Source organism: Lysinibacillus sp. C5.1 (assembly GCF_016350185.1).
Lineage (GTDB): Bacteria > Bacillota > Bacilli > Bacillales_A > Planococcaceae > Lysinibacillus > Lysinibacillus sphaericus.
Map to the genome: position 1 here is coordinate 3,695,142 of NZ_CP066226.1, position 20,691 is coordinate 3,715,832.

The following is a 20,691-nucleotide window of genomic DNA, read 5'->3' on the forward strand; positions in this document are numbered from 1 at the left end:
TTATTGCTTACATAGCATTGCTACCTCATACATGGAATAGCTTTGGAAATGATAGTCTCTTTGTAATTCTTGATAATATTGCAAAAGCTCCTCAAGCATCGCTAAATTTTTATCAATATGTCTTCCAAAATTATGCGGATGCCACCACAAATGATAAAAAGCTCCTTCCTTAGCAGCAGCAAGCATCCCTTCTTTAATTCGTTGTATCTTGCGATGCTCAAATGCACGTAAAATACGACTGTAAGGCCTTAAAAATGCACTTGCTCGAACATTAATAAATGCATCCTCTTTCATTTCTTCTAATCGGACCATATGATTACCCGTAATATTAACATAGCTATCCAGCCATTTCATTGCACCTAATGATAGTCGATTTTTTTTGGTGAACTTTTTCGGATTGTATAAATCATGCCGTTCATTTCCTCTATAGCAAACATAGCCTGCTTGCTGACACGCAGTAAAATAGTTGTCGTTTACCTGATTACGTGGAAAAACAATCGACTTCATCGGTGCAATATATCCTTCACAAATCATGGCCATCGCTTGTAAATCCGATTCAAAATCCGATTCAATTTGTCCACTCTCTAAACAATAATAATGCGAAAACGTATGACTACCAATTTCCTGATAAGGTGTTTGAATAATTTGTTCTATTAACGATTTGCCAAAGTGTAAAAGATCTTCTTGCTCATTTTCACCTACTTTTGCAAGTTGTGAATGTGCTGCATACTTCATCTGCTCGTACTTCACTGGAATGCCTCGCAAGTAGTGCGCCATTTCTCCCTTAGACTCCGCAAATAATAAGCCAACAGTAGCCCATGTTGCATGAATTTCATATTCCTTAAACAGCATTAGGATTTTAGGTAAGGCCTGACGTACTCCATATAAGTTTTTATTATATTGCCCATACCTAAATACATCATGGACACCCCAATTTAGCTCAAAGTCCAAGGAAATAACAAAACCTCCATGATTTACTTTGCTTGCTATTTTCTCCACTTTTGCACGCCCAATAACAACGCACTTATTCTCGAATGTGCGATGTAACCAGAATATACGTTTACAACTTGTCCACCGAAACTCAATTTAAATTGACGAACCGTTTCGATATCTGTTAGCTCACCCATATCATATAGAACGAACCCTTGCTGTTTTAAATACATAAAATTGTGCCATAACAAGAAACGATTCGCATAGCGCATAGGACGTTTTAAATGTGTAGGTAATGCGCTAGCATGACAAGTCGCTACATAATAGGACATCGCTTTTTGTGCATGGACAATATCCAGTCGATAGCATAAGGTTTGTCCACAAATACTTCGCACCTCTGACAATAACAAAGCCTGTTGTTGATTTAATAGCATAATCGCTTCCATTTGAGGTTTATTTATTTGGTCGATTTTTTTCCTTTTGGCAAACTCATTATAAAACTGTTGAAATGCTCGTAAATTATCCTCTGAAGGTTCTTTATATAAGAAAACTTGATAGGACTCTTCTTGTGCACGACGCAATAGTTTTCGAGTGTTTTTCGACAGTGCACTCAACATCATGTACTCATGATCTGTTAATCGAATATGAACCGCTTCACGTTTAATCAACTTACGACTTGGAACAAGTGAATGTGTGTGACAAACTAACTTCATCGGCTTTCTAGTATTTGCTAGCTTTTCTGCAAAGTAAATATGCTGCATCGCGATATTCCATCGCTTACTTCTAATGGATAGAATGAACATCGCCCCCACTCTCTGTGTAATTTTCTACATGATTGCGCTCATAACGAGCACATTTAAAATGCTTCATTCGAGAAATACGTTTATAGCCTATTTGTTGTAGACGTTTTCGCTTACGCCATTGCCAAAAACTTGCCGTTATCCACAGTGTTTTATCTGGTTTTACTTTTTGAATATATGCTGTGATAATGTCGATATTTTTATAGAGATCATAAGTTAAAAAATAGGTTTGCTTTGGCAACGGCTCAACAATTTGCAATGCATCCACACGTAAAGTTTCCGTATGAAAAGCAAAAGCAGGCTTACTCGTTTGAGCAAAGGAATCTTTATAGATGGTATATCCCTTAGACAATAAGGAAATAAGCTCTTCCTGATCGATTTGTATCGCCTCTTGAATCGTCATTTCCTCAAATAACTCTCCTACTGGTTGCTGTGGTATTACCCGATCAGCTGGGGATAACTCGTACAATTCCACGCGCTTTAAACGAACAAACTTTTCAACGAATTGTTGTCCATATTCTAGCCAATCTTTCCCTTTCCCATACTTTACTAAATAGCGTAAATGACCAAGCGTATGACGTGTCCATTTGACAACGCGTTGATTACTGCGCAACATTTCCTTTATGCGTTCCTTCCATACTAATCGTCTAAATAATAACTTGGCACGCTTCGTGTTACTACTGACCGCTAGCCGCCTTGTAAAATCAATACCAGAACGCCACGCTAATTTAGAGGGCTCATAGCCAGCACTCATATCATACAAAAGGTAGTTTTCTGTAAAAATACGTTTTATTGTGGATTGATTCAGCAAATGGTCTACCCCAAAACTTGTAAAGTTTGGCTCATAACCGCTTGCATACATTACATAACGTCCCCGACAACAAATACCGTAATTAAAAGCGAGCCATTGATTGTCAAAAGCAAGAGCATCTACCTCGACTTGCATTGCTTCTCCTTTCAGGAGCATCAGCCTTTCAAAGAAATCTTTTTTCTTTCCTTCTGTAAAGCCACTCGTATCTATTTTTTTTACCCAACATCTATCGTATAACTGAAATAATGCTCTTAGGTCTTCGTGTACAGGCGATTTCTTGCGCAAATAGCCAAATGTTCGCAGCTTATTTTTCCGACGTTCGACATCATGTATTTTTTCCCTTTCCTTAAAGTAGCTATCGAAATCAACTTCACAAAAGGCGAGATACGGTGTTACATCTCGAAAAATACGAAGCTGTAATTGCTTTTCAACAAAATACTGTTCGATTACTTTTGACGATTCTTTGCTTTCTAGTAATCCATGAAAAGAAAATAATACGTGGCGGTGCTTTTTCATAAGTTCATCAAATACGAACGTAATGGCAGAAAGTTGCCACTCTTTCCTTGCGACGATTCCTGTATAATGGGCTATTTTTTCACCTGTAAGGGCATATATGCGCACTCCCCAAAGCATTTTTACCGTAAATGGCAAAAATGCTATAATTTCCTCATTCTTTTGAACAGCATATAGCTCCACTCGTTCTTTTCTTCCTATCGTGATCCACCAGTTATAAAACCATGCGTATTCAATAAATGGATTATCATTTTGTTCATTCGCTAAAATGTCATCCCATATCTCCTTATAAAGCACAAGTTCATCGTCCGTTCGAATGCGAAGTAATTGCAATTTAATCACCCTTCTTAGCAAACTTTGAAATAGCTTGTTCATAAATATCGAGCGTCTTTTGATACATAGGCGAAAACGTAAAGTTTCGTAAAAAACGGCGTTCGCTTGCATCGCCCATTTTTTCACAAAGTGATTTATCTGTTAAAAGTTGTTTTAGCCTTTTTATTAATAGGCTCTGATTTTCATCGTCACGAGGAATTAAAAATCCATTTTCACCATCAGTCACTAACTCATTCACTCCACCAACATTCGTCGCAATAATGGGAAGCCCAGCCCTCATTGCTTCGATAATCGAAATAGGCAAGCCCTCCCAGTCGGATAACAATACAAAGATTTGACTTTCAGCAAGTAATGTTGTGACATCCAATTGATTGCCTAAAAAGGTCACTCTCTCTGATAACCCTTTGTCTTTCACATAATTTTCTAATGACAGTCGCAAAGAACCATCTCCAATAAATTGAAGATGCCAAGGGATATCACGTAACGCCAACAAAGCTTCTAGCAATTGATCCTGTCTTTTCGGTATCTCAAAGCGAGCGACCATAACAAGTTGAGGCTGTTCATTCCGTACTCTATTTGGTGCCATTACGCTTTCTAAATGTTCTATCCCATTGTGAATTGTCTGCATTTTATGAGCGGGTGCAATTCCTTTCGTTAGCGCCAACTTGTGATCATAATCAGATACGGTAATAATTTTTGTTGTCAATGGTTGAACAGTTTTTTCAAGCTGACGATACATTAATTGTTTTTTTGGCGGCACACCCTCTGTAAAGCTCCAGCTATGCGCAGTAAAAATTGTTGGGATACGTAAGAGACGACCGGCAACACGTCCAATGGCACCTGCTTTAGAAGAATGTGCTGCAATAATATCAGGCTGAATTTTTTTAAAAGCTGCTCGTAATTGCCACAGCGCTTGCATATCTTTTGTCAGATGTATTGCTCGCTGCATGGCTGGGATACGAATGACTTCAATTTGCGCCTCTTGTAAGCGCCATAATGATGGATCATAACTCCCCGTCACAATCGTCACTTCATGAGCATCTTGCTTTAATTTTATGGCAAGCGCCTCGACATGTTTTTGAGCGCCACCTACTTTATCCATACGTGTTATTAGTTGAACAATCTTCAGTATCCTCCACCTCCTGCTTTTAATAAGCACCTGTTCTGGCCAGTACGACAAAAAGTGTTTTCACAACAATTTTTACATCCATCCAAAAAGTTACATGGTCCACATAGTGAAGGTCATAGGAAATTTTTTGTCCATGCGATATATTAGAGCGGCCGTTAATTTGGGCAAGCCCTGTTAAACCTGGCTTTACTTCTAAACGACGTGCTTGTAATGCGCTATAGCTATTTGTAATTGCAGGAATTTCAGGCCTGGGCCCAACAATACTCATATCACCTTTTAATACGTTGAGAAGTTGTGGAATTTCATCAATGCTTAACTTACGAAGAACTGCTCCAATTTTTGTAATGCGCGTATCTTGGTCAGTTTTAAAATAGTAATCATCTGGTATACCATCTGTACATATCACAGGCATATTGACAGGTGTTGCCTGTATGGACATGGTCCTTAATTTCCATATGATAAAACGCTGATGATCATATCCCGTTCGAATTTGTTTGAAAAAGATGGGGCGTCCAGTAGTAATAAGTAATAGGAGGAAAATAGCTATCATAAGAGGGATTGTTAAAAACAATAAAATAAGTGCCCCTACTATATCAAAAATTCGTTTTCCATACTGACTGTAAAATGTGAGTGTCTCGGCTGTCTGTACGTGCAATACATCATCCTTTTCATTTTTTTAGTGCTTAACTTTATATATTCATTTCGCCCATTTATAGAACTATTTCAGTCCAAGTAAATACTATGTAAAAATGACAAAAGGAATTACGCTAGAAAAACTTCTAGCATAATTCCTTTTGTCATTAAATCGTTGAGGTGGATGGTTGACCATCAGTCGTATGTTCAATTTGAAGGTGACATTCAATTTGCACATTTCCCTTTAAAGCTTTACTAATCATACAAGTTTGTTCTGCTTTATGTGCTAATCGATTAATACGTCTTTCCTCACACTCCGTTAGATGAGCTACTTTGACATTCGGTTTGTGGATAATTTTTTCATATGTAAAAACACCATCCGTTACGTCGACAAATCCTTCTGCCTCCATTGATAATGTCACGACAGGAATTTTAGAATTTTCAAGTAAAGCGGCAAATGTGATTAAATAACACGTTGCGGAAGCACCCAATAACATCTCATCCGGATTTGTTCCTATTCCTGGCCCATTCATTTCCCGAGGAATAGATACATGTGTTTTCAAATGAGTGGCTGATAAATTGCCTGTACCATTTCTTCCTTGTGACCAAGATAAATTCATACTAAACTTATGTTGCATATTGAATTTGCCCCCTTCAACTCTAAAACTTTAAATTATAATACAATGTTGAAAATGCCCATCCTGCCATATGAATGAATAACAGAATCCCTAATACTTGGGCAGTAGAAAACTGCGTACCAAGAATCACTAAAAGGAGTAGCAGATAAATGGAGATAATCGTTATTTTCCAACCAGTCGCCAGTGAATGAACTGTAATTTTTTCATATCTTTCATCTAGCCCATTTTTACGTGCAGCCATTCTACGTCCCCACCAAAGTCCAAAAACACCGCCTGAAAGTCCTAATACGATACCAAGTAAACCTAGCATTTGTTCCAAAGTCATCATTCATCACTACCTTCCTCAAAAATAAATACTTCTTCAATACTTAGTTGAAATGATTTTGCAATCTTATACGCCAGTTCTAAAGATGGATTATAACGACCATTCTCTATCGAAATAATCGTTTGTCTCGAAACACCTAGTTTTTCGGATAGTTGTTCCTGTGTCCAACCAAAGGAAGCCCTCAGCTCTTTTATGCGCTGTTCCATTTTTCACCACCCCTATGTAAAGCTAACTTTACGTAAAGTGTACTTTACTTTTTTTATTTTGTAAAGCACCCTTTACATATTTTTTCTTAAATTTTCCAAACTGCATTCTTGCATTTTTCTTTCCTATGGGCAATTGCAACAAGCATTAGAAAACAGCACTACTAATTTTATGGTAAAATAGAAAAAACATTTTTTTAGGAGAATTAATAATGACTTTAACAAAGCAACAAGCATTACAAGCACTAAATAAAAACAAATTTATCGGTTTTACGATTACGACAGGAAACATTATTATGAAAAAGGTAAATAAAACTGACTATAATATTTTTGTCTATGAAGAAGGTAGCGACAAACCATTACATTATGTAGGCTCCATTATGAATGTAATGGCAACAATGAGCGATAAAGCTTCCAATAAAGATTTTATTGTCGTTGACCAACTTCCAGAGGAACAGGAGCCCGAAGCGCCTGCTAAAGAACAAAAACCTGTTGACAAGGCCGTTATTAAAACAACTAATTTAGATGAGGAAAGCCGTGCAATTGCAGGCTATGAAGGACTCTATGAAATAACAGCAAGCGGGCGAATTATGACAGTGCGAGAAAATCGTCCACTCGCTCGTTGTAATGACGAATACGGTTTTCATATTGTCCGCCTAACAAAAGACGGCACAGCGTCAAATCATAATGTCTTCGAACTATGGAAGCAGACATTCCCAGAGCTTGAACAAACACACTTTAAAGGTGCCTTAAAAGCGAAATACGGCACAGGCTGTAAGCTAATTGACAAACCTGGCATTCACTTTTAATTTGATTTTTGCTAATGCACTACGTTAACAAAATATCATCTGCATTACAGCATGACAGTTACAATTAAAATTAGACAAGCTAAAAAATCCTTAGCATCGATAAAAAGATGCTAAGGATTTTTGTTATATAAGTAAGGAAAGTATGGCTAGATGCCAAATATGCTCTAATTTATGCCCTTGTTTCAACAAATATTTTTCCCATTTTTCCTGTTGACGATATATTTTTTTCCATTTTAAAAATTGATTGACCCATACACGTTCTACCTTTTGAAATCCCAATGCTGACAACTTCTTACGTTTCCGCCATTCAAACCAATTGGCAGACGTACAAATTGCTCGCCCTTCCCGTTGCACTTCCCCGACTATTATTTGGAGGTTCGGTAGTTCATAATTTTTAATATATGTAGTATTCGGTGGCAACTCCTGTATAAATCCAATTGCTTCTTCACGAATCAATTGATCATGTCGCAAATAAGCTACTTCCTGATTGGTTTGTCCGTACAGTTTATAGCCTTTAAAATAATGCATAAGGAGCTCGGAACGCTTATCGTGTTTCAGTACAGATTGAATATAGATTTCACGAAAGTTCGATTTGTTATGACCTCGTTTTGTCTGTAAATAATAAATATGAAATACCCGTCCACTAAGAACCCTACATTTTAGCATTGAAAACCACTCGTGCAAAGTTGCCTTTGTCAACCAGTATCGCATTTCTCCTAATGTATTACGTTTCCATTCAACCATTCTGCGATTTGCTTTTACTATTGTTAAAACCGTTTCATGGAGCACCATTGCATTTCGAAATAGTCGTTCCCTAATACCTGTCGTACTCATAATGAATTTTCTTGTAAAATCTAAATGAGTATACCATTCAAACTTATACGGTTCGTAGCCACTGCCAAAATCGTATAGTTGTAAGTTTGTACTATGTGCTTGCAGCATATTTTCCTTCTCGATCAATCGTCCAGGTCCGAACATATTGAAATCCGGTTCATGCCCCATTGTGTGACAAAAGTTTCTACCTCGACAGCAAATATCTACTGTAAAGCCAATCCAGATATTTTCAAATTGCAACCGATGAACTTTTAAAGCAAGTGCTGCATCTTGTTGTTTTGCGAGCTGTTCAATAAATGCCCGCGTCCGCTCCTTTGTAAATCCACTCGTATCTACTTTCTTTTGCCATCTTCTTTCGAACAACTGAAACATATTATCTAAATTTCCATCATCAACTTTTTGAAACGTAAGTTGACCATATTCTTTTAATCGTTTCTCTCGACGATGAATACTTTTAAATTTACGCTTATGCTTCTTTAAAAAATCCGGTAATTCAATTGCTCTAAAATCTATATAAGGTGTGACCACACGAAAAATTGAATGGGGCAATTGTCGTTCTAAAGTAAACTTTTCTAAAATCTGAGAAGTATCCTTACTTTCAAGCAAACCATGGAACAAGAAAAGAACCCGTTTATATTGGTTTATCAGTTCTTTTAATAAATATTGCACCACTCGCTCTTTCCAAATTTTTTCGGAAATCACCTCCATATAAGAAGCAAGTCCTTGTCCTAAAAAGCTAAATTGATGAATGCCACCAAATCGAATAGCATGAACAAATGGAAAAAATGCAATGGGCTCTCCACTATGCTCAACTACGTAAATTTCCACATTTTCTTCGCACCCAAGTATCGACCACCACGTCGACACCCAACCATACTCTATAAATGGATTATCGTTTTTTTCACGTTCAAGTATCTTAGTCCAAGTTTCCTTATACGACTCAAGCTCGTCAATCGTTGTCACGAGTCTATACTCTAGCACGTGTGTAGTCACTCCTTTTTGCCTTCAATAACAAAGCATCACGTTCTTTGCCAAACGCTTATTTTCTAGTGTTACACTTCGCATCCTATTTCAGCACTTAGTAGCCACTATATTCATATAAGAACAAAATTAGAACAACTAGCACGGTCCTTGACCATAATCCAATGAATGAAAGAGACTGGGACAAAAGCGAAAAAGTGTTAGATTAACTGCAATCAATCTAACACTTTTTGCTATGTCGTTGATGGCTGTTACCGTCAACTAGTTACTCTTTCCGCTTTCCTACAAAAATCCATATCAAAAGCACTACGCTATACAGTATAGGCATATAAAATAAACTTCCTGCATCCACTCCATTTTTGACAGCAATGCCGATAAGAGCCCAAATAATAACTAGTGGAAACACAACATCCACTTCTACAGTGCGTATATAAATAGCAAGACATGTAGCGACAAAGAGCAATAAATTTGTCCACCATATTTCAGAAATACCAAAGCCATTCCATTGATAATACTTCAGTACAAAACTAATATTCGCCATTAAGGCTACACTAATCCAGCCTAAATAAATCGAGAACGGTAATCTTCCTGCAAAACGAGTATCCCCTTTTGGATAACTACTGTATATCAAGATTAAGCTTATAAGGAGACCTACCATCATTACAATGGATAATACGAAATATGCATAATGCCAACATAAAAGCCACGCAATATTAAACAGACACGTTAATGTAACAAGATTGATAATGGCGGTCTCCTGATTTTCTGTTTTCGAAAAGAAATGAATAAAAATCCATATTCCCAAAACAATATAAATCACAATCCAAATAGCAAAAACATAACCTGCTGGTGTGAAAAGTACCTCTATTTGATTGGATATTTCCGCTGTTGTTTTGCCATTAATACCGATTGTACTTGCTAAACCATTGATTATAATCATTGCTATATAACTTAACAGTGCAACCCACTTCATAGCCATCCCTCCTTATTTTTATCTATATAAGGTACTATATAGCCTTTTAATTATTGATATACATGTTTCCTTTAAAAACACGCTCTCCCCTTTTATACCTGTAGTGGCTACTTTTAAAACAGTCCATGATGAACAGATACTGCTCGTTTCTACTCAAGGACATAAAAAAAATAGAATGATCTACAGTTGGAGATCGTTCTATCTTAGTGAAAATCTATCAGCATATGTGTTATCTACATATGTATGGCTGTCTGATATAAACTATCAGCTGTACTGGCAACAGTGCGTGTTTCGTTCCCAATAGAGCTAATTACCTTTTCTAAATTTTTTACATCCGTTTCTACCTGTACAATACATCGCTCATTTTCCACAATAGCTTGGAGGATATCGTGAAATTTCGATTGTGTTTCAACAGCAGCCTCAACACCATCTGCCACGCTTTCTTCAATACAATCTATCATTTCAACTGCACGCATCGTTAGAGAGGTAGATGTTTGAACAAGCTTCGTAATTTCCTCGACAGATTGTTTTGACTGTTCAGCTAAATTGCGTACCTCCTGAGCAACTACCGCGAATCCTTTACCATGTTCACCTGCTCTTGCCGCTTCAATAGAGGCATTTAAGGCAAGCAAATTGGTTTGATCTGCAATGGCTTTGACGAGCAAAACAATATCAATAATACGATCCGAAGACTCTTTTAAGTTGCCGATTAATGTGCCCATTTCTTCTGTCCGGTTATATATATGGCGCATCTCTTGTTCCAACTTCATGACATGTTGATTACCAACATCTGCATCTTGATTAATATGATGAACAGTCTCGACATTTCTTTCAATTATTTGTGCAATCATCGTCGTTTGCACATCTACTTCATCAATAGACGAATTTGTTTCTTCAGTTAAATTAGCCAAATCTTGACTGATTAAGGATATTTTTTGTTTTAACTCATTTTTAATGTGATTGTATTGATCATTTCTTATTTTAACGTTTTCCTTTTCGTATTCTTCCAACACAATTTGCATTTCAAGATTAATTAATTTTGAAATGGTTAACATAATTTGCTCACGAAGAGCAGGTGCTGTCATCTCTTTTACAATCAAATTGATGATTGCTTCTTGGATATGTTGAAAAGTACCCATATACCACTTTGGCTCTAGACCAATTTTAAAATGCATGCGAGCTAGCTTTCTTTTTCTTTCAATTGCTTCTACATTAAAAGCTCCATCAAACATTGCAATTAAATAGTTCCCTAATGTTTTTTTCAAGCGATCGATTTGGGTACGCTCCTCAATGATTTTACGCAACGATGGAACTGCGAGTATGTTTTGGTAAAATACAGCTGTTACTTCTTCGATACCGTCGCGAACAAATGACTGACATGCTTTTATTATGTAGAAATCTTCTCGTTTAAGCCCTATTAATACCATCTGTTTTTCTAACTCTGGCATAGTAGACAATTCAATAACTGGTTCAAAGCCATCTTCCAACCTAAATAATTCATCTTTAGAAGCTTCTAACTTCCGTTTCCACCATTTTGCCACATTCTCCACCTCAATCACATAATTGTTTAGTACCTGTATATCATGAAAAATTAAATATTGTCAAACTTTTATATATATTTGTTATACAAAAATTATACAAATTATGTTTTATCGTTTAAAATAGAGCTATAGGTTTAAATTTTCCACTTGATAAATCTACAGTATAATTGTTATGATAATTCGATACTTTTCAAACTGGAAAGAGGGTTGACGAACAATGACATCTGTCAATTCAACAACATGGCATTATAATATTAAACAAGTTTCTGAAGTAACGGGTCTTTCTAAGCAAGTCATTCGAAAATGGGAAGCACGCTATCAACTTGTTGAACCAAAACGATTAGACAACGGTCATAGAGTTTACACAGAACAAGATATTCAAATACTACTAAAGGTACGAAAACTATCCGAACAAGGATATTCTATAAAACAAGCGGCCACAGTTGTCAAAACAATGGAGCCAGAACAAGAATCAGATTCTAAACCAATTCCTGTTCCAACTATCCATCACGAAATGAACGATTATGTTTTTCTTCTACTAGAAAAAGGGGCGCATTGTGACGAAATTGAAATTAACCGAATTCTTCAAGATGCCCATTATGCGCTTGGCTTACCCAAATTTCTATCGACTGTAGTTATTCCTTTGTTACATGAAGTAGGTATGCGATGGGAAAAAGCGGAATGGTCAGAATATCAGGAAGCTGTTATCACGATGGTGATCCGAGATTATTTAGTACAGATTAGACGCAACTATCAATATAAAGACAACGCCCCGCTCATTATGGGGGCATGTTTACCAGGGGAATATCATGAAGTCCCACTCCATATTTTGCTTTTACAAGCGATGTTGCTTGGATGGAAGTCATTTTTAATAGGGAGCTCACCTGCACTAGGGGCAATTGAATCGCTTGTTTCGAAGTTTCAGCCTCAAATTGTTATATTGTCCGCTCTAACAACTATGCCTTTTGAAATGCACCCTGTTCTCTTACAGCAATTAGAGGATTTTGCTTCAAAGTATCCATCTATACAATTTTATTTAGGTGGAGCTGGCGCAATCGAATATACAAAAGATAAAGACTTACATTTCATTACCATTGCTCAAACGATTGAAGAAGTCTTCCAATAACCCTATACGGTCTACAGATGGAAGGGAAGCTTGATACTGCTCCTTTTCATTTGTACGAGCTGTAACTTTTTATTTGCTAATTAATGTTTCCCTGCTCTACATAGATAGTGAGATTGTATATTTTTAACAGCGTATCCTCATATAAACCCTTGAATTGCATATATTTTGTAAAACGGACTTCAGATTATAATGGGGCGGGGGAATTTCGCAGTTGAGTGCAATGATACTTGGAGGATTTCTTTTTTTCAGCGTGAGTATAGGAGGAACAATTGCTTGGGTTTTCTCTAAGCTTTTTCAACATACAACCCAGGGCTTATCATTATTATGTGGCGGATTTTTAGTAGGATTGCTTATACTAGACATCATTCCATCCTCATTTCAAATGTACAAGTCTTTTGGCATCATACTAGGCATTCTCATCGGCTATTTAGTTTTTCAACTACTTAGTAGTTTATTTCACCCGACTAATTATCAAAATCCCTCCGTTTCCTTGCTCGCCATTGCAATGGTCATTCATACAATCCCAATCAGTCTTACAGTAGGCAATTTACTAGGAAACTCTGCATTAAGTATAACGATCACAGCTTCCATTATTCTTCATCATCTTCCTGAAGGATTTGCACTTACAACAGCTTTTCTCTCACAAAGTGAAAAGCTATGGAAGCTATTTATTTATTTCATCGGATTCTCCATTTTCTTTATCATTTTTATTTTAATTGGTCAGTATTGGGATTTAACAATAAGAGCACAAGGAATATTAATGGGCTTATCAATCGGATTAATCGGTACGGCTAGTATTTCAGAGTTTATATTGCACCATGTACAAACAGTCACTTGTAAAGCCTTTCTCACCTATATATTATTAGGCTATTTTTTAAGCTATATGTTCCACGTACTTGCAGGATGAATTGTGTCAAAATTGTTTCGGTGACTGGCACGTAAAAAACCACTTTTGCCTTAGCAAAGTGGTTTTTTACTCTTACTATTTATTTACTGTCATCAGTGTAAGCGATAAGATTTTCGTAAATTGCGCACGAGTCAAATTGCCTTTTGGATTAAACTTACCATTTGCGCCTTCAATAATTCCTAATTGCTGTAATAAGCCAATCGATGCTACCGCTTCCTGACGCATGTCACCTTTATCTGTAAAAGTATTATTTTTATTAGCCTTTTCTACATCGAATTCCACTGATTCCAAGTAGCTTGCCGTTACATGAGCCATTTCCTCACGTGTAGCCGGTTTATTTGGTTCAAAATTTTCACCATCAAAAATTTCGAGTAATCCATACTCTTGTAAAATCGCTACTTCCTTTGCCCCCCAGAAGCCTTGCATATCTTTGTATGTAGCTGGACCTTCATAATCTTCATTAACATCTAGTCCTGAAGCACGGAAAATCATTGCAGCTAATTGTCCACGTGTTACTTGACCATTCGGATTAAACGTTGTATCCGTAACACCTGTCACTATTCCAGCTTGATAAAGTAATTGGATATAGTTTTCAGCCCAGTGACCAATTGCATCTGTAAAATAACCACCTGGTTTAAGATCAAAATCTGCACGGTTTAATACTGTCAACCAATCATTCACATCTTTATTACTTGCAGTTTGCCATTTCCCTTCTGCATAAACTTCAGCTTTGTAACTATTACCAGATTGAATAAAGCGCATTTGCATAGCATCACCAAATAGCTTTTTAATTTCTTCGTAGTTTTCTTTAAACTCTTTTTCACCCTCAGGATATAAGTTTGACCCATCTGAATAGCTATCCATTACTGCCTTTAGTGAAATTTTCAAAGTAATGCTATTTTTAGTTGTTACTACAGTCATATTATCAGGATTGTCAATACCTAATTCTGAAAGTAATAGCATTTTGTAGATATCTTGATAAGACATAGACTGCGCTTGGTTTGTTGCTACAACAACCTGATTTGGATGAATAATATTGGCAATATTGTCATTGCCTTGAGCTTGTGCTTGTGTAGCAAAACCTCCTGTAAAACAAGCAATACTTAAAGCTCCAGCTAAAATCGTTTTCTTCATTTTTCTTTCCCCTTTCAATTCATAAATTTAGTGTACTAAATCATCTGTTAACAAATCTATAAATATATGTAAAAATTATTCAAAATTATAATAAAGTCCTATATTTCAAAAACTAAATTCACCGTCTAAATAATTAGTTACATAGGTCTAATTAATTAATAAATTTATTCACTAAAGGGATAACTACTCATCTTGTATAGTCCTTTCAACTCACGATAACAACCTTTGTACAGTACTCATCTAGTATCAGAGACCTCTATCTAAAAAAAATGGTAGCGCCGTTATTTTTATTCCCCATCAGCACATACTTTAAGGAGATAATTTTTTATAGTAATCAGACATATTTTTATATCATTATAATAATTGAGTTTATTATTTGATTTTAGTTCGTTGGAAGCAGTACTATGGGAGTGTAACAAGGAAATCATTTTGTAACAAAACTATTATATTGATGTAACATTATCAGAGGAGGAAGTCAGATGAATTATCAAAATATTACTGTAGCAGGAAGCGGAGTTTTAGGAAGCCAGATTGCTTATCAGTCTGCTTTTAAAGGATTTAACGTTACTGTATACGATATTAATGACGAAGCTTTAAAAAATGCGCAAGAGCGTATTACAAAGTTAAAACCATTGTACCAGCACGATTTAGGTGCCACACAGGAAGAAGTGGATGCTGCTTACGCTCGTCTATCATTTAATAGTGATTTAGCAGATGCTGTAGCAAATGCTGATTTAGTTATCGAAGCTATTCCTGAAGTTGTAAAAATTAAAACTGAATTCTACACAAACCTTGGTAAAGTTGCACCCGCAAAAACAATTTTTGCTACGAACTCATCGACTTTATTACCTAGCCAATTTGCAGAAGCAACAGGGCGTCCAGAGAAATTTTTAGCATTACATTTTGCTAATACTATTTGGGTAAACAATACTGCTGAAATTATGAAACACCCAGGTACAGATATGAAAGTATTTGATGAAGTGGTGGAATTTGCACGTGCAATCGGCATGGTACCACTACCTTTATATAAAGAACAGCCTGGCTATATTTTAAACTCTTTATTAGTGCCATTTTTAGATGCAGCAGAAATGCTATTAGTGAAAGAAGTAGCTGACCCTGAAACAATTGATAAAACATGGATGATTGGTACTGGCGCTCCTCTTGGACCATTTGCTATTTTAGACGTTGTAGGTATTAATACAGCCCATAACATTGTAGAAGCAAAAGCTGCCGCTACAGGGGATGAAAACATGAAAAAATTAGCTAACCTATTGAAAACAGAGTATATCGATAAAGGTAAATTAGGACGAGCTACAGGTGAAGGCTTCTACCAATACCCTAACCCAAGCTTCGCTAAACCCGATTTCCTAAAAAGCTAGTGCCTGTCACTCATACAATTTAAGCCGTAACATGTCGCACTTAGCGCATGTTACGGCTTTTTTTAGTGCCTGTCACCCACACAATTTCACCATTTATCGATTTAATACTTTTCCCTGAGCACTCACTATTTTAATGTCATATGTACGCTTCTGTGATTGCTCATTTCGGTTTTGAAAATTAATTATTTCATAAACTGTCTCTTCCATCTCCAGCGCTAATTTTTCCGCGTCTTTCTCAGAACTATCTATTGTCGTTTGGATAGTAATGAAAGACTGGTGATCCGTCGTTACATGTTTGAATACTGTATAACTTTCAAGACTTTCCACAATCGTTTTAATAAAATTGGATACCCCATTATCGAGATTGATATCCTCTTCATCCCGTGAGGTTAGTTCCCAGCGTTCAAAAACAAGCGTATAGTCCATAAATGGAGAGTTTGCTATTACACTTTTGGCAATCGGTTCCATATCCTTTGTTACCAAATTAAAATAATCTTCGTCCGCAACAACTTGTAACACCAATTCTTTCTTTGGTGTCGTTTTCACATCTACTCCAACATATATTGCACGCAACTTATCTTTCAATGTAGCCATACTTAATTGTTCTTGACTAACGAATGAACCCTGCCCTTCTTTATTTTCTGAAGTATCGGCTGCTAAAAGCCTATCGACAAGGTTAAAAGTAACTATAGCTACTAGCAATACACCAACAAACATTACTATTTTTCTCAACATGCATTCCCCCTAATTAGAAGGTATGACATAGAAAACATAAAAAATGCCATCATCCACATAATGGGTTCTTGCAAATTTGCTTTGAATAATAGAATACGGAAGAATTAAAACATTTCATTACTTTTAAAAAAGTTCTTGAGAAACATTTTTAATCATATTACCTTAGCTAAAGAAGGAGGACGATACAATGAAAATCACAATTGAAGAATTACCCGCTTCAAAAATTGCCTTTTTTAGAAACGTTGGTCAATATGGTGAACGGCAAAACAAAGGGTTAATGGAGTCTTTTAAACAATGGGCACATTTAAATGACTTGTTGAACCAATCAGCCATATTCGGCATAGCGCAAGATAATCCCGAAATAACACCTAAAGAGCAATGCCGTTATGATGTTGGCATAATGATTCATGATAATTTCCATGTGTCAAAACCTGCACATGTTGGTATATTTAGTGGCGGGAAATACGCTGTTTTCTTGCTCGACCATACTAAAGAAGCAATCAGCACATTTTGGAGCACTGTCTTTTCAGAAATCGAGCAACATCAGCTAATCATGAGACAAGAACCAATAATTGAAAGATATACGTCGCAAATGATTGATAATCATTTATGCGAAATATTAGTTCCGATTCAGTAAAGTATTCGAATTGACTTCTCAGGATTAACGCTTACTGCAAAATAAGAGACAGAGGAAAGATGTTCATAAATTTTTTATTATGCGAACTTAGCCATTAATGCTTTTGCAAAAATAAAAAATTAGAAGTGTTCACTAGTAGTTGGGAGCGAAGGCGATGACTCTAGTTCAGAACAGCACACGATATAAGACGCGAGCATTCTGCGCGTTATCGACGGTCGCGAAAGGAAAGCACCGCCGTAGCGGACAACAACGGCGCAGCAAAAAAGTGTTAGATTGAAGCTAATCAATCTAACACTTTCTGCGCATTTTTTTAATTTACATTTTGCAAAATTTTACCGTCATTCATTTTAATGACTTGGTCTGTATACATAAGCATTTCTTCATCATGTGTAACCATTAACGTCGTGATATTTAATGTTTTAGTAAGATTTCGAATTAACTCCATTACGTCCTTCGACCGTTTCGAATCGAGACTTGCTGTTGGCTCATCTGCAAAGAGCACTTTCGGTTTATGAATAATCGCTCGGGCAATCGCAACTCGTTGCTTTTCCCCACCTGATAATGAAGAAGGATAGGCATTTTTGCGATGATCCATCCCTACTAATTTTAAAATACGCTCTACCTCTCTTTGCTGCTCGTGTTTCTTTAATGGCGTTTCAGATACTTCCAACATCAGCAGGAGCTGTTCTTCTACTGTAAGAAACGGAACTAAATGTGCAAATTGAAAGACAAAGCCAAATTTACTTGCCCGTACTTGTCGAACTTGATCTGCACTTAATGTCGTCATGTTTTTCCCTTCAAAGATTACCTGCCCATCGGTTGTAGGTTGCAAACCTGCTGCAATCGTTAGCAAAGTACTTTTACCAGAACCTGAAGCGCCCACTAATGCTGTTACTTCACCTTCCTTCAGGGTCAGGTTAATGCCTTTTAATATTTCTTCCTGCACTTCACCATTTGTAAACGTTTTTCTAACATTCTCCATTGTAAATTGTGTCATATTAGACCTCTCCTTGTTGTATCGCTTGTAATGGTTGAATTTTTTTAATTTGGATCCCTGAAATGGTAGCCCCGATAAATCCAATAATAAGGAATACAATCGACAATTGCGTTATTGTAGCAAAACTTAAACTAAATGGCATTCCTTGTGGTGCAAACTGATTAAAAACTTGGCTTAGTGTAATAGATAGCACCAGAGAAATCGCAGTAATCACAATCATTTGTGTCCAAATCATTTTGAATAACTTACTTGTTTTTAAACCAATTGCTTTTAAAATACCGTATAAGCCAATCTTCTGAACGTTCATCATATAGAAAAAGATTGCAAACAGCATGCCACTAATGACAACTAAAAACCAGACAATCATATTAAGAGACATTTGTTCTGCGCTATAACTCGGTATCGTATTTAAAAAATCACTTTTTGAAAAAGCTTGTAATCCTGTATACGCTTGTGAGGCATCCCCATCTGGTGTAAACACTAATTGCATTTCTTTAACTCGATAAATTTCTTGGTAATCCTCCATACTAATATAGGCTACTGGCGCATGGCTATATTTCTTTTGTTCAACAAAATCTTTTACAATAAACTTGCCACTAAACTGATTGTTCGTTACTGTATCGCCTATCTGTATACCTTTATCCTTTAATGAGCTATCTAAAATAATTTCTTCATGTTTAACATTTGCAAATAACGGCGAATCGGTAGCTGTTACAAATGCCACGCTTTGTTGCTTTCCTGCCTTATCATTGATAAAGCCCATTTGAATAGAAAAGGCAACAGCATCTTTTTGTTTGCTTAAAATTTCATCTTGGGTACTGCTATCTATTCTAGACAGATTATATGTTTCATCTGCATCTTCATTCATGTAAAACTGCCCCGCTGGCAAATCTTTAATAAGCGCAGCATTGTCTTGCGATAATCCATTTGCCAAACCCGAAATAATAAAGGTTAATAAACTCACCAGAAAAACAATCGAACCTAAAATCACAAATCGCACTTTATTTTTCTTCATTTCTTTTAAAGCTAGGTTCATTTTAAACCCCTCCTATTTCTTTTTACATTCTTAGAATATAGAGTCAACATGAACACAACATGAACTGAAAATGAACGGAAGATGAACTAAACATTACAGTTCAATATCGCTGCCGCTTGCTATTCAAACAAAAATAAAAAACCTCCTACGCATAATGACGTAGAAGATTGTGTAAATGGTGATGGAAGCTCGTTAACCGCGGTAACGCTAAACGGCTAAAATATCGCTCCTAAAATGTTACAAGTAATGTTTTTGAATTACTCGCATTAATTTATTGGCATTTTCTTCACTAATTGAGAACATCGTTTGTCTAAAGTTAAAACCTTGTCCACAAATAGCTTTCATTTCAGAAGCACTTAATGGACGCTTTAATTTACAAAAATCTTGTAAAGGTGTATTTGTCTCTGCATTAGTATAGCCATTATAATCTTGCTTGTTATATTTACCGGAACCTTTTCCGTATCCTACAATGCCAGCGCCGCTTTTATAAAGAAATACAATATCGCCCTTTTGAATCTTTTCTATTTTTTCTTGCCATCCTTTATGATAAGCCGCTGCTTTCTTTTCATCTAACATTTCGTCTGTCGTTAGTGGATTATTGGTATGATTCGTGTTTAAAACGTAGGCGCTACTCTCATATTCTAAATAACTTTCAATTGGCGAATACATATTAAACTCAATATAATGTTCACCATTGACTTCAAATATCCAGTAGACAATGGCATCAATAGTCAAACCATTCTTCTTCCAATAAATAATTGCTTCTACCGTTTGTTGGTCTAAGCCATTTGTCATAACAATGAAATGTTGCTTATTATTAAACATCTCTTGGGTAATTTGATTACTTGCGTCTTTATCAAAATACTGCTTATGGGCATCCATTAACGATATATTACCTTGGCTATATTTGAGGTATTTTTCATTGAGCTCATCGTAACTACTATTGCCGAATAATTGACCATATCTCAATACTTGTAGCAAATTCTCTTGATTTGAACCCCATCTTTTCAATTCAAATATATATAAATCGCCATCTTTATCAACTGCTAAAATATCGGGTTCTTCTTGTCTTGGACGCTCGTTAAATATTGTCATTAAATCTTTGCTAGAAATAAAATCTTGCAGATGTTTAGATACTAACCTTTCTAAATCCTTCTCTTTCCAACCAATCGCATCAAGACTCACTCTTTTTACCTTTTCATAATCCCAGGAGGACTTATTTAATTTATATAACATGTAGTCCATTTCCTTTCATTAAATAGTATCAAATCTATTATTTCACCTATT

At 36.2% G+C, this 20,691-nt stretch carries 21 protein-coding genes; 5 read left to right on the top strand and 16 right to left on the bottom strand.

Annotated elements, in window-relative coordinates; all coding sequences use genetic code 11:
• The 8 genes from I5435_RS18165 to I5435_RS18200 all read right to left on the bottom strand — a co-directional run bounded on the left by I5435_RS18165 (position 1) and on the right by I5435_RS18200 (position 6,318).
• Positions 1–999 (bottom strand): polysaccharide deacetylase family protein, encoded by a 999-nt coding sequence (locus tag I5435_RS18165; RefSeq protein WP_337982704.1) that lies wholly within the window; start codon positions 997–999, stop codon positions 1–3.
• A complete protein-coding gene (locus I5435_RS18170) occupies positions 987–1,733 on the bottom strand; it encodes a hypothetical protein (protein WP_229387530.1) in 747 nt (248 codons plus the stop codon). The genes I5435_RS18165 and I5435_RS18170 overlap by 13 nt, the downstream gene beginning before the upstream one ends.
• Positions 1,714–3,387, bottom strand: a complete 1,674-nt coding sequence (locus tag I5435_RS18175) for a GNAT family N-acetyltransferase (protein WP_337982705.1) — start codon at positions 3,385–3,387, stop codon at positions 1,714–1,716. The genes I5435_RS18170 and I5435_RS18175 overlap by 20 nt, the downstream gene beginning before the upstream one ends.
• A gap of 1 nt (position 3,388) precedes the next feature.
• The gene (locus I5435_RS18180) at positions 3,389–4,489 is read right to left on the bottom strand and encodes a glycosyltransferase family 4 protein (protein WP_337982706.1); all 1,101 of its coding nucleotides are present in this window, start codon (positions 4,487–4,489) and stop codon (positions 3,389–3,391) included.
• 46 nt (positions 4,490–4,535) lie between these two features.
• On the bottom strand, positions 4,536–5,171 hold the full coding sequence (locus tag I5435_RS18185) for a sugar transferase (protein ID WP_337982707.1): 636 nt from the start codon (positions 5,169–5,171) through the stop codon (positions 4,536–4,538).
• 145 nt (positions 5,172–5,316) lie between these two features.
• On the bottom strand, positions 5,317–5,787 hold the full coding sequence (locus I5435_RS18190) for an SACOL1771 family peroxiredoxin (protein WP_337982708.1): 471 nt from the start codon (positions 5,785–5,787) through the stop codon (positions 5,317–5,319).
• Between the two features lie 22 nt (positions 5,788–5,809).
• Complete coding sequence (locus I5435_RS18195; RefSeq protein WP_227665378.1) at positions 5,810–6,115, bottom strand: hypothetical protein; 306 nt, start codon at positions 6,113–6,115, stop codon at positions 5,810–5,812.
• Complete coding sequence (locus tag I5435_RS18200) at positions 6,112–6,318, bottom strand: helix-turn-helix transcriptional regulator (protein WP_024364213.1); 207 nt, start codon at positions 6,316–6,318, stop codon at positions 6,112–6,114. The genes I5435_RS18195 and I5435_RS18200 overlap by 4 nt, the downstream gene beginning before the upstream one ends.
• Positions 6,319–6,527: 209 nt before the next feature.
• On the opposite strand from I5435_RS18200, the gene I5435_RS18205 reads away from it, so the two are divergent.
• A complete protein-coding gene (locus tag I5435_RS18205; RefSeq protein WP_024364212.1) occupies positions 6,528–7,124 on the top strand; it encodes an NUMOD4 domain-containing protein in 597 nt (198 codons plus the stop codon).
• A gap of 123 nt (positions 7,125–7,247) precedes the next feature.
• On the opposite strand, the gene I5435_RS18210 is transcribed toward I5435_RS18205, so the two are convergent.
• From I5435_RS18210 to I5435_RS18220, 3 genes are all read right to left on the bottom strand, one after another.
• Positions 7,248–8,939 carry a GNAT family N-acetyltransferase gene (locus I5435_RS18210; RefSeq protein WP_337982709.1) on the bottom strand — a complete coding sequence of 564 codons (1,692 nt, stop codon included), beginning with the start codon at positions 8,937–8,939 and terminating at the stop codon, positions 7,248–7,250.
• 265 nt (positions 8,940–9,204) lie between these two features.
• On the bottom strand, positions 9,205–9,912 hold the full coding sequence (locus I5435_RS18215; protein ID WP_036205485.1) for a tryptophan-rich sensory protein: 708 nt from the start codon (positions 9,910–9,912) through the stop codon (positions 9,205–9,207).
• A gap of 233 nt (positions 9,913–10,145) precedes the next feature.
• On the bottom strand, positions 10,146–11,453 hold the full coding sequence (locus tag I5435_RS18220) for a protoglobin domain-containing protein (protein WP_337982710.1): 1,308 nt from the start codon (positions 11,451–11,453) through the stop codon (positions 10,146–10,148).
• Positions 11,454–11,670: 217 nt separating this feature from the next.
• On the opposite strand from I5435_RS18220, the gene I5435_RS18225 reads away from it, so the two are divergent.
• Together I5435_RS18225 and I5435_RS18230 are read left to right on the top strand one after the other, a co-directional pair.
• Positions 11,671–12,579: a MerR family transcriptional regulator gene (locus I5435_RS18225; RefSeq protein WP_337982711.1), complete on the top strand. Its 909-nt coding sequence runs from the start codon at positions 11,671–11,673 to the stop codon at positions 12,577–12,579.
• 220 nt (positions 12,580–12,799) lie between these two features.
• Positions 12,800–13,486 carry a ZIP family metal transporter gene (locus tag I5435_RS18230; protein WP_229389871.1) on the top strand — a complete coding sequence of 229 codons (687 nt, stop codon included), beginning with the start codon at positions 12,800–12,802 and terminating at the stop codon, positions 13,484–13,486.
• Positions 13,487–13,561: 75 nt separating this feature from the next.
• On the opposite strand, the gene I5435_RS18235 is transcribed toward I5435_RS18230, so the two are convergent.
• Positions 13,562–14,620, bottom strand: a complete 1,059-nt coding sequence (locus I5435_RS18235; RefSeq protein ID WP_024364206.1) for an S-layer homology domain-containing protein — start codon at positions 14,618–14,620, stop codon at positions 13,562–13,564.
• Positions 14,621–15,099: 479 nt separating this feature from the next.
• Here I5435_RS18235 and I5435_RS18240 point away from each other — a divergent pair, with 479 nt between their 5' ends.
• Positions 15,100–15,999 (top strand): 3-hydroxyacyl-CoA dehydrogenase, encoded by a 900-nt coding sequence (locus I5435_RS18240; protein ID WP_024364205.1) that lies wholly within the window; start codon positions 15,100–15,102, stop codon positions 15,997–15,999.
• Positions 16,000–16,092: 93 nt separating this feature from the next.
• On the opposite strand, the gene I5435_RS18245 is transcribed toward I5435_RS18240, so the two are convergent.
• Entirely contained in the window at positions 16,093–16,731 is a 639-nt protein-coding gene (locus I5435_RS18245; protein WP_141316387.1) for a hypothetical protein, read from the bottom strand.
• Positions 16,732–16,921: 190 nt separating this feature from the next.
• Here I5435_RS18245 and I5435_RS18250 point away from each other — a divergent pair, with 190 nt between their 5' ends.
• Positions 16,922–17,371, top strand: a complete 450-nt coding sequence (locus I5435_RS18250) for an AraC family transcriptional regulator (RefSeq protein WP_337982712.1) — start codon at positions 16,922–16,924, stop codon at positions 17,369–17,371.
• Between the two features lie 310 nt (positions 17,372–17,681).
• On the opposite strand, the gene I5435_RS18255 is transcribed toward I5435_RS18250, so the two are convergent.
• The 3 genes from I5435_RS18255 to I5435_RS18265 all read right to left on the bottom strand — a co-directional run bounded on the left by I5435_RS18255 (position 17,682) and on the right by I5435_RS18265 (position 20,640).
• The gene (locus tag I5435_RS18255; RefSeq protein ID WP_024364202.1) at positions 17,682–18,368 is read right to left on the bottom strand and encodes an ABC transporter ATP-binding protein; all 687 of its coding nucleotides are present in this window, start codon (positions 18,366–18,368) and stop codon (positions 17,682–17,684) included.
• A 1-nt stretch (position 18,369) separates the two neighbouring features.
• Complete coding sequence (locus I5435_RS18260) at positions 18,370–19,404, bottom strand: ABC transporter permease (RefSeq protein WP_337982713.1); 1,035 nt, start codon at positions 19,402–19,404, stop codon at positions 18,370–18,372.
• Between the two features lie 237 nt (positions 19,405–19,641).
• The gene (locus I5435_RS18265) at positions 19,642–20,640 is read right to left on the bottom strand and encodes a PDDEXK family nuclease (protein WP_108031009.1); all 999 of its coding nucleotides are present in this window, start codon (positions 20,638–20,640) and stop codon (positions 19,642–19,644) included.
• Positions 20,641–20,691 lie beyond the last annotated feature (51 nt).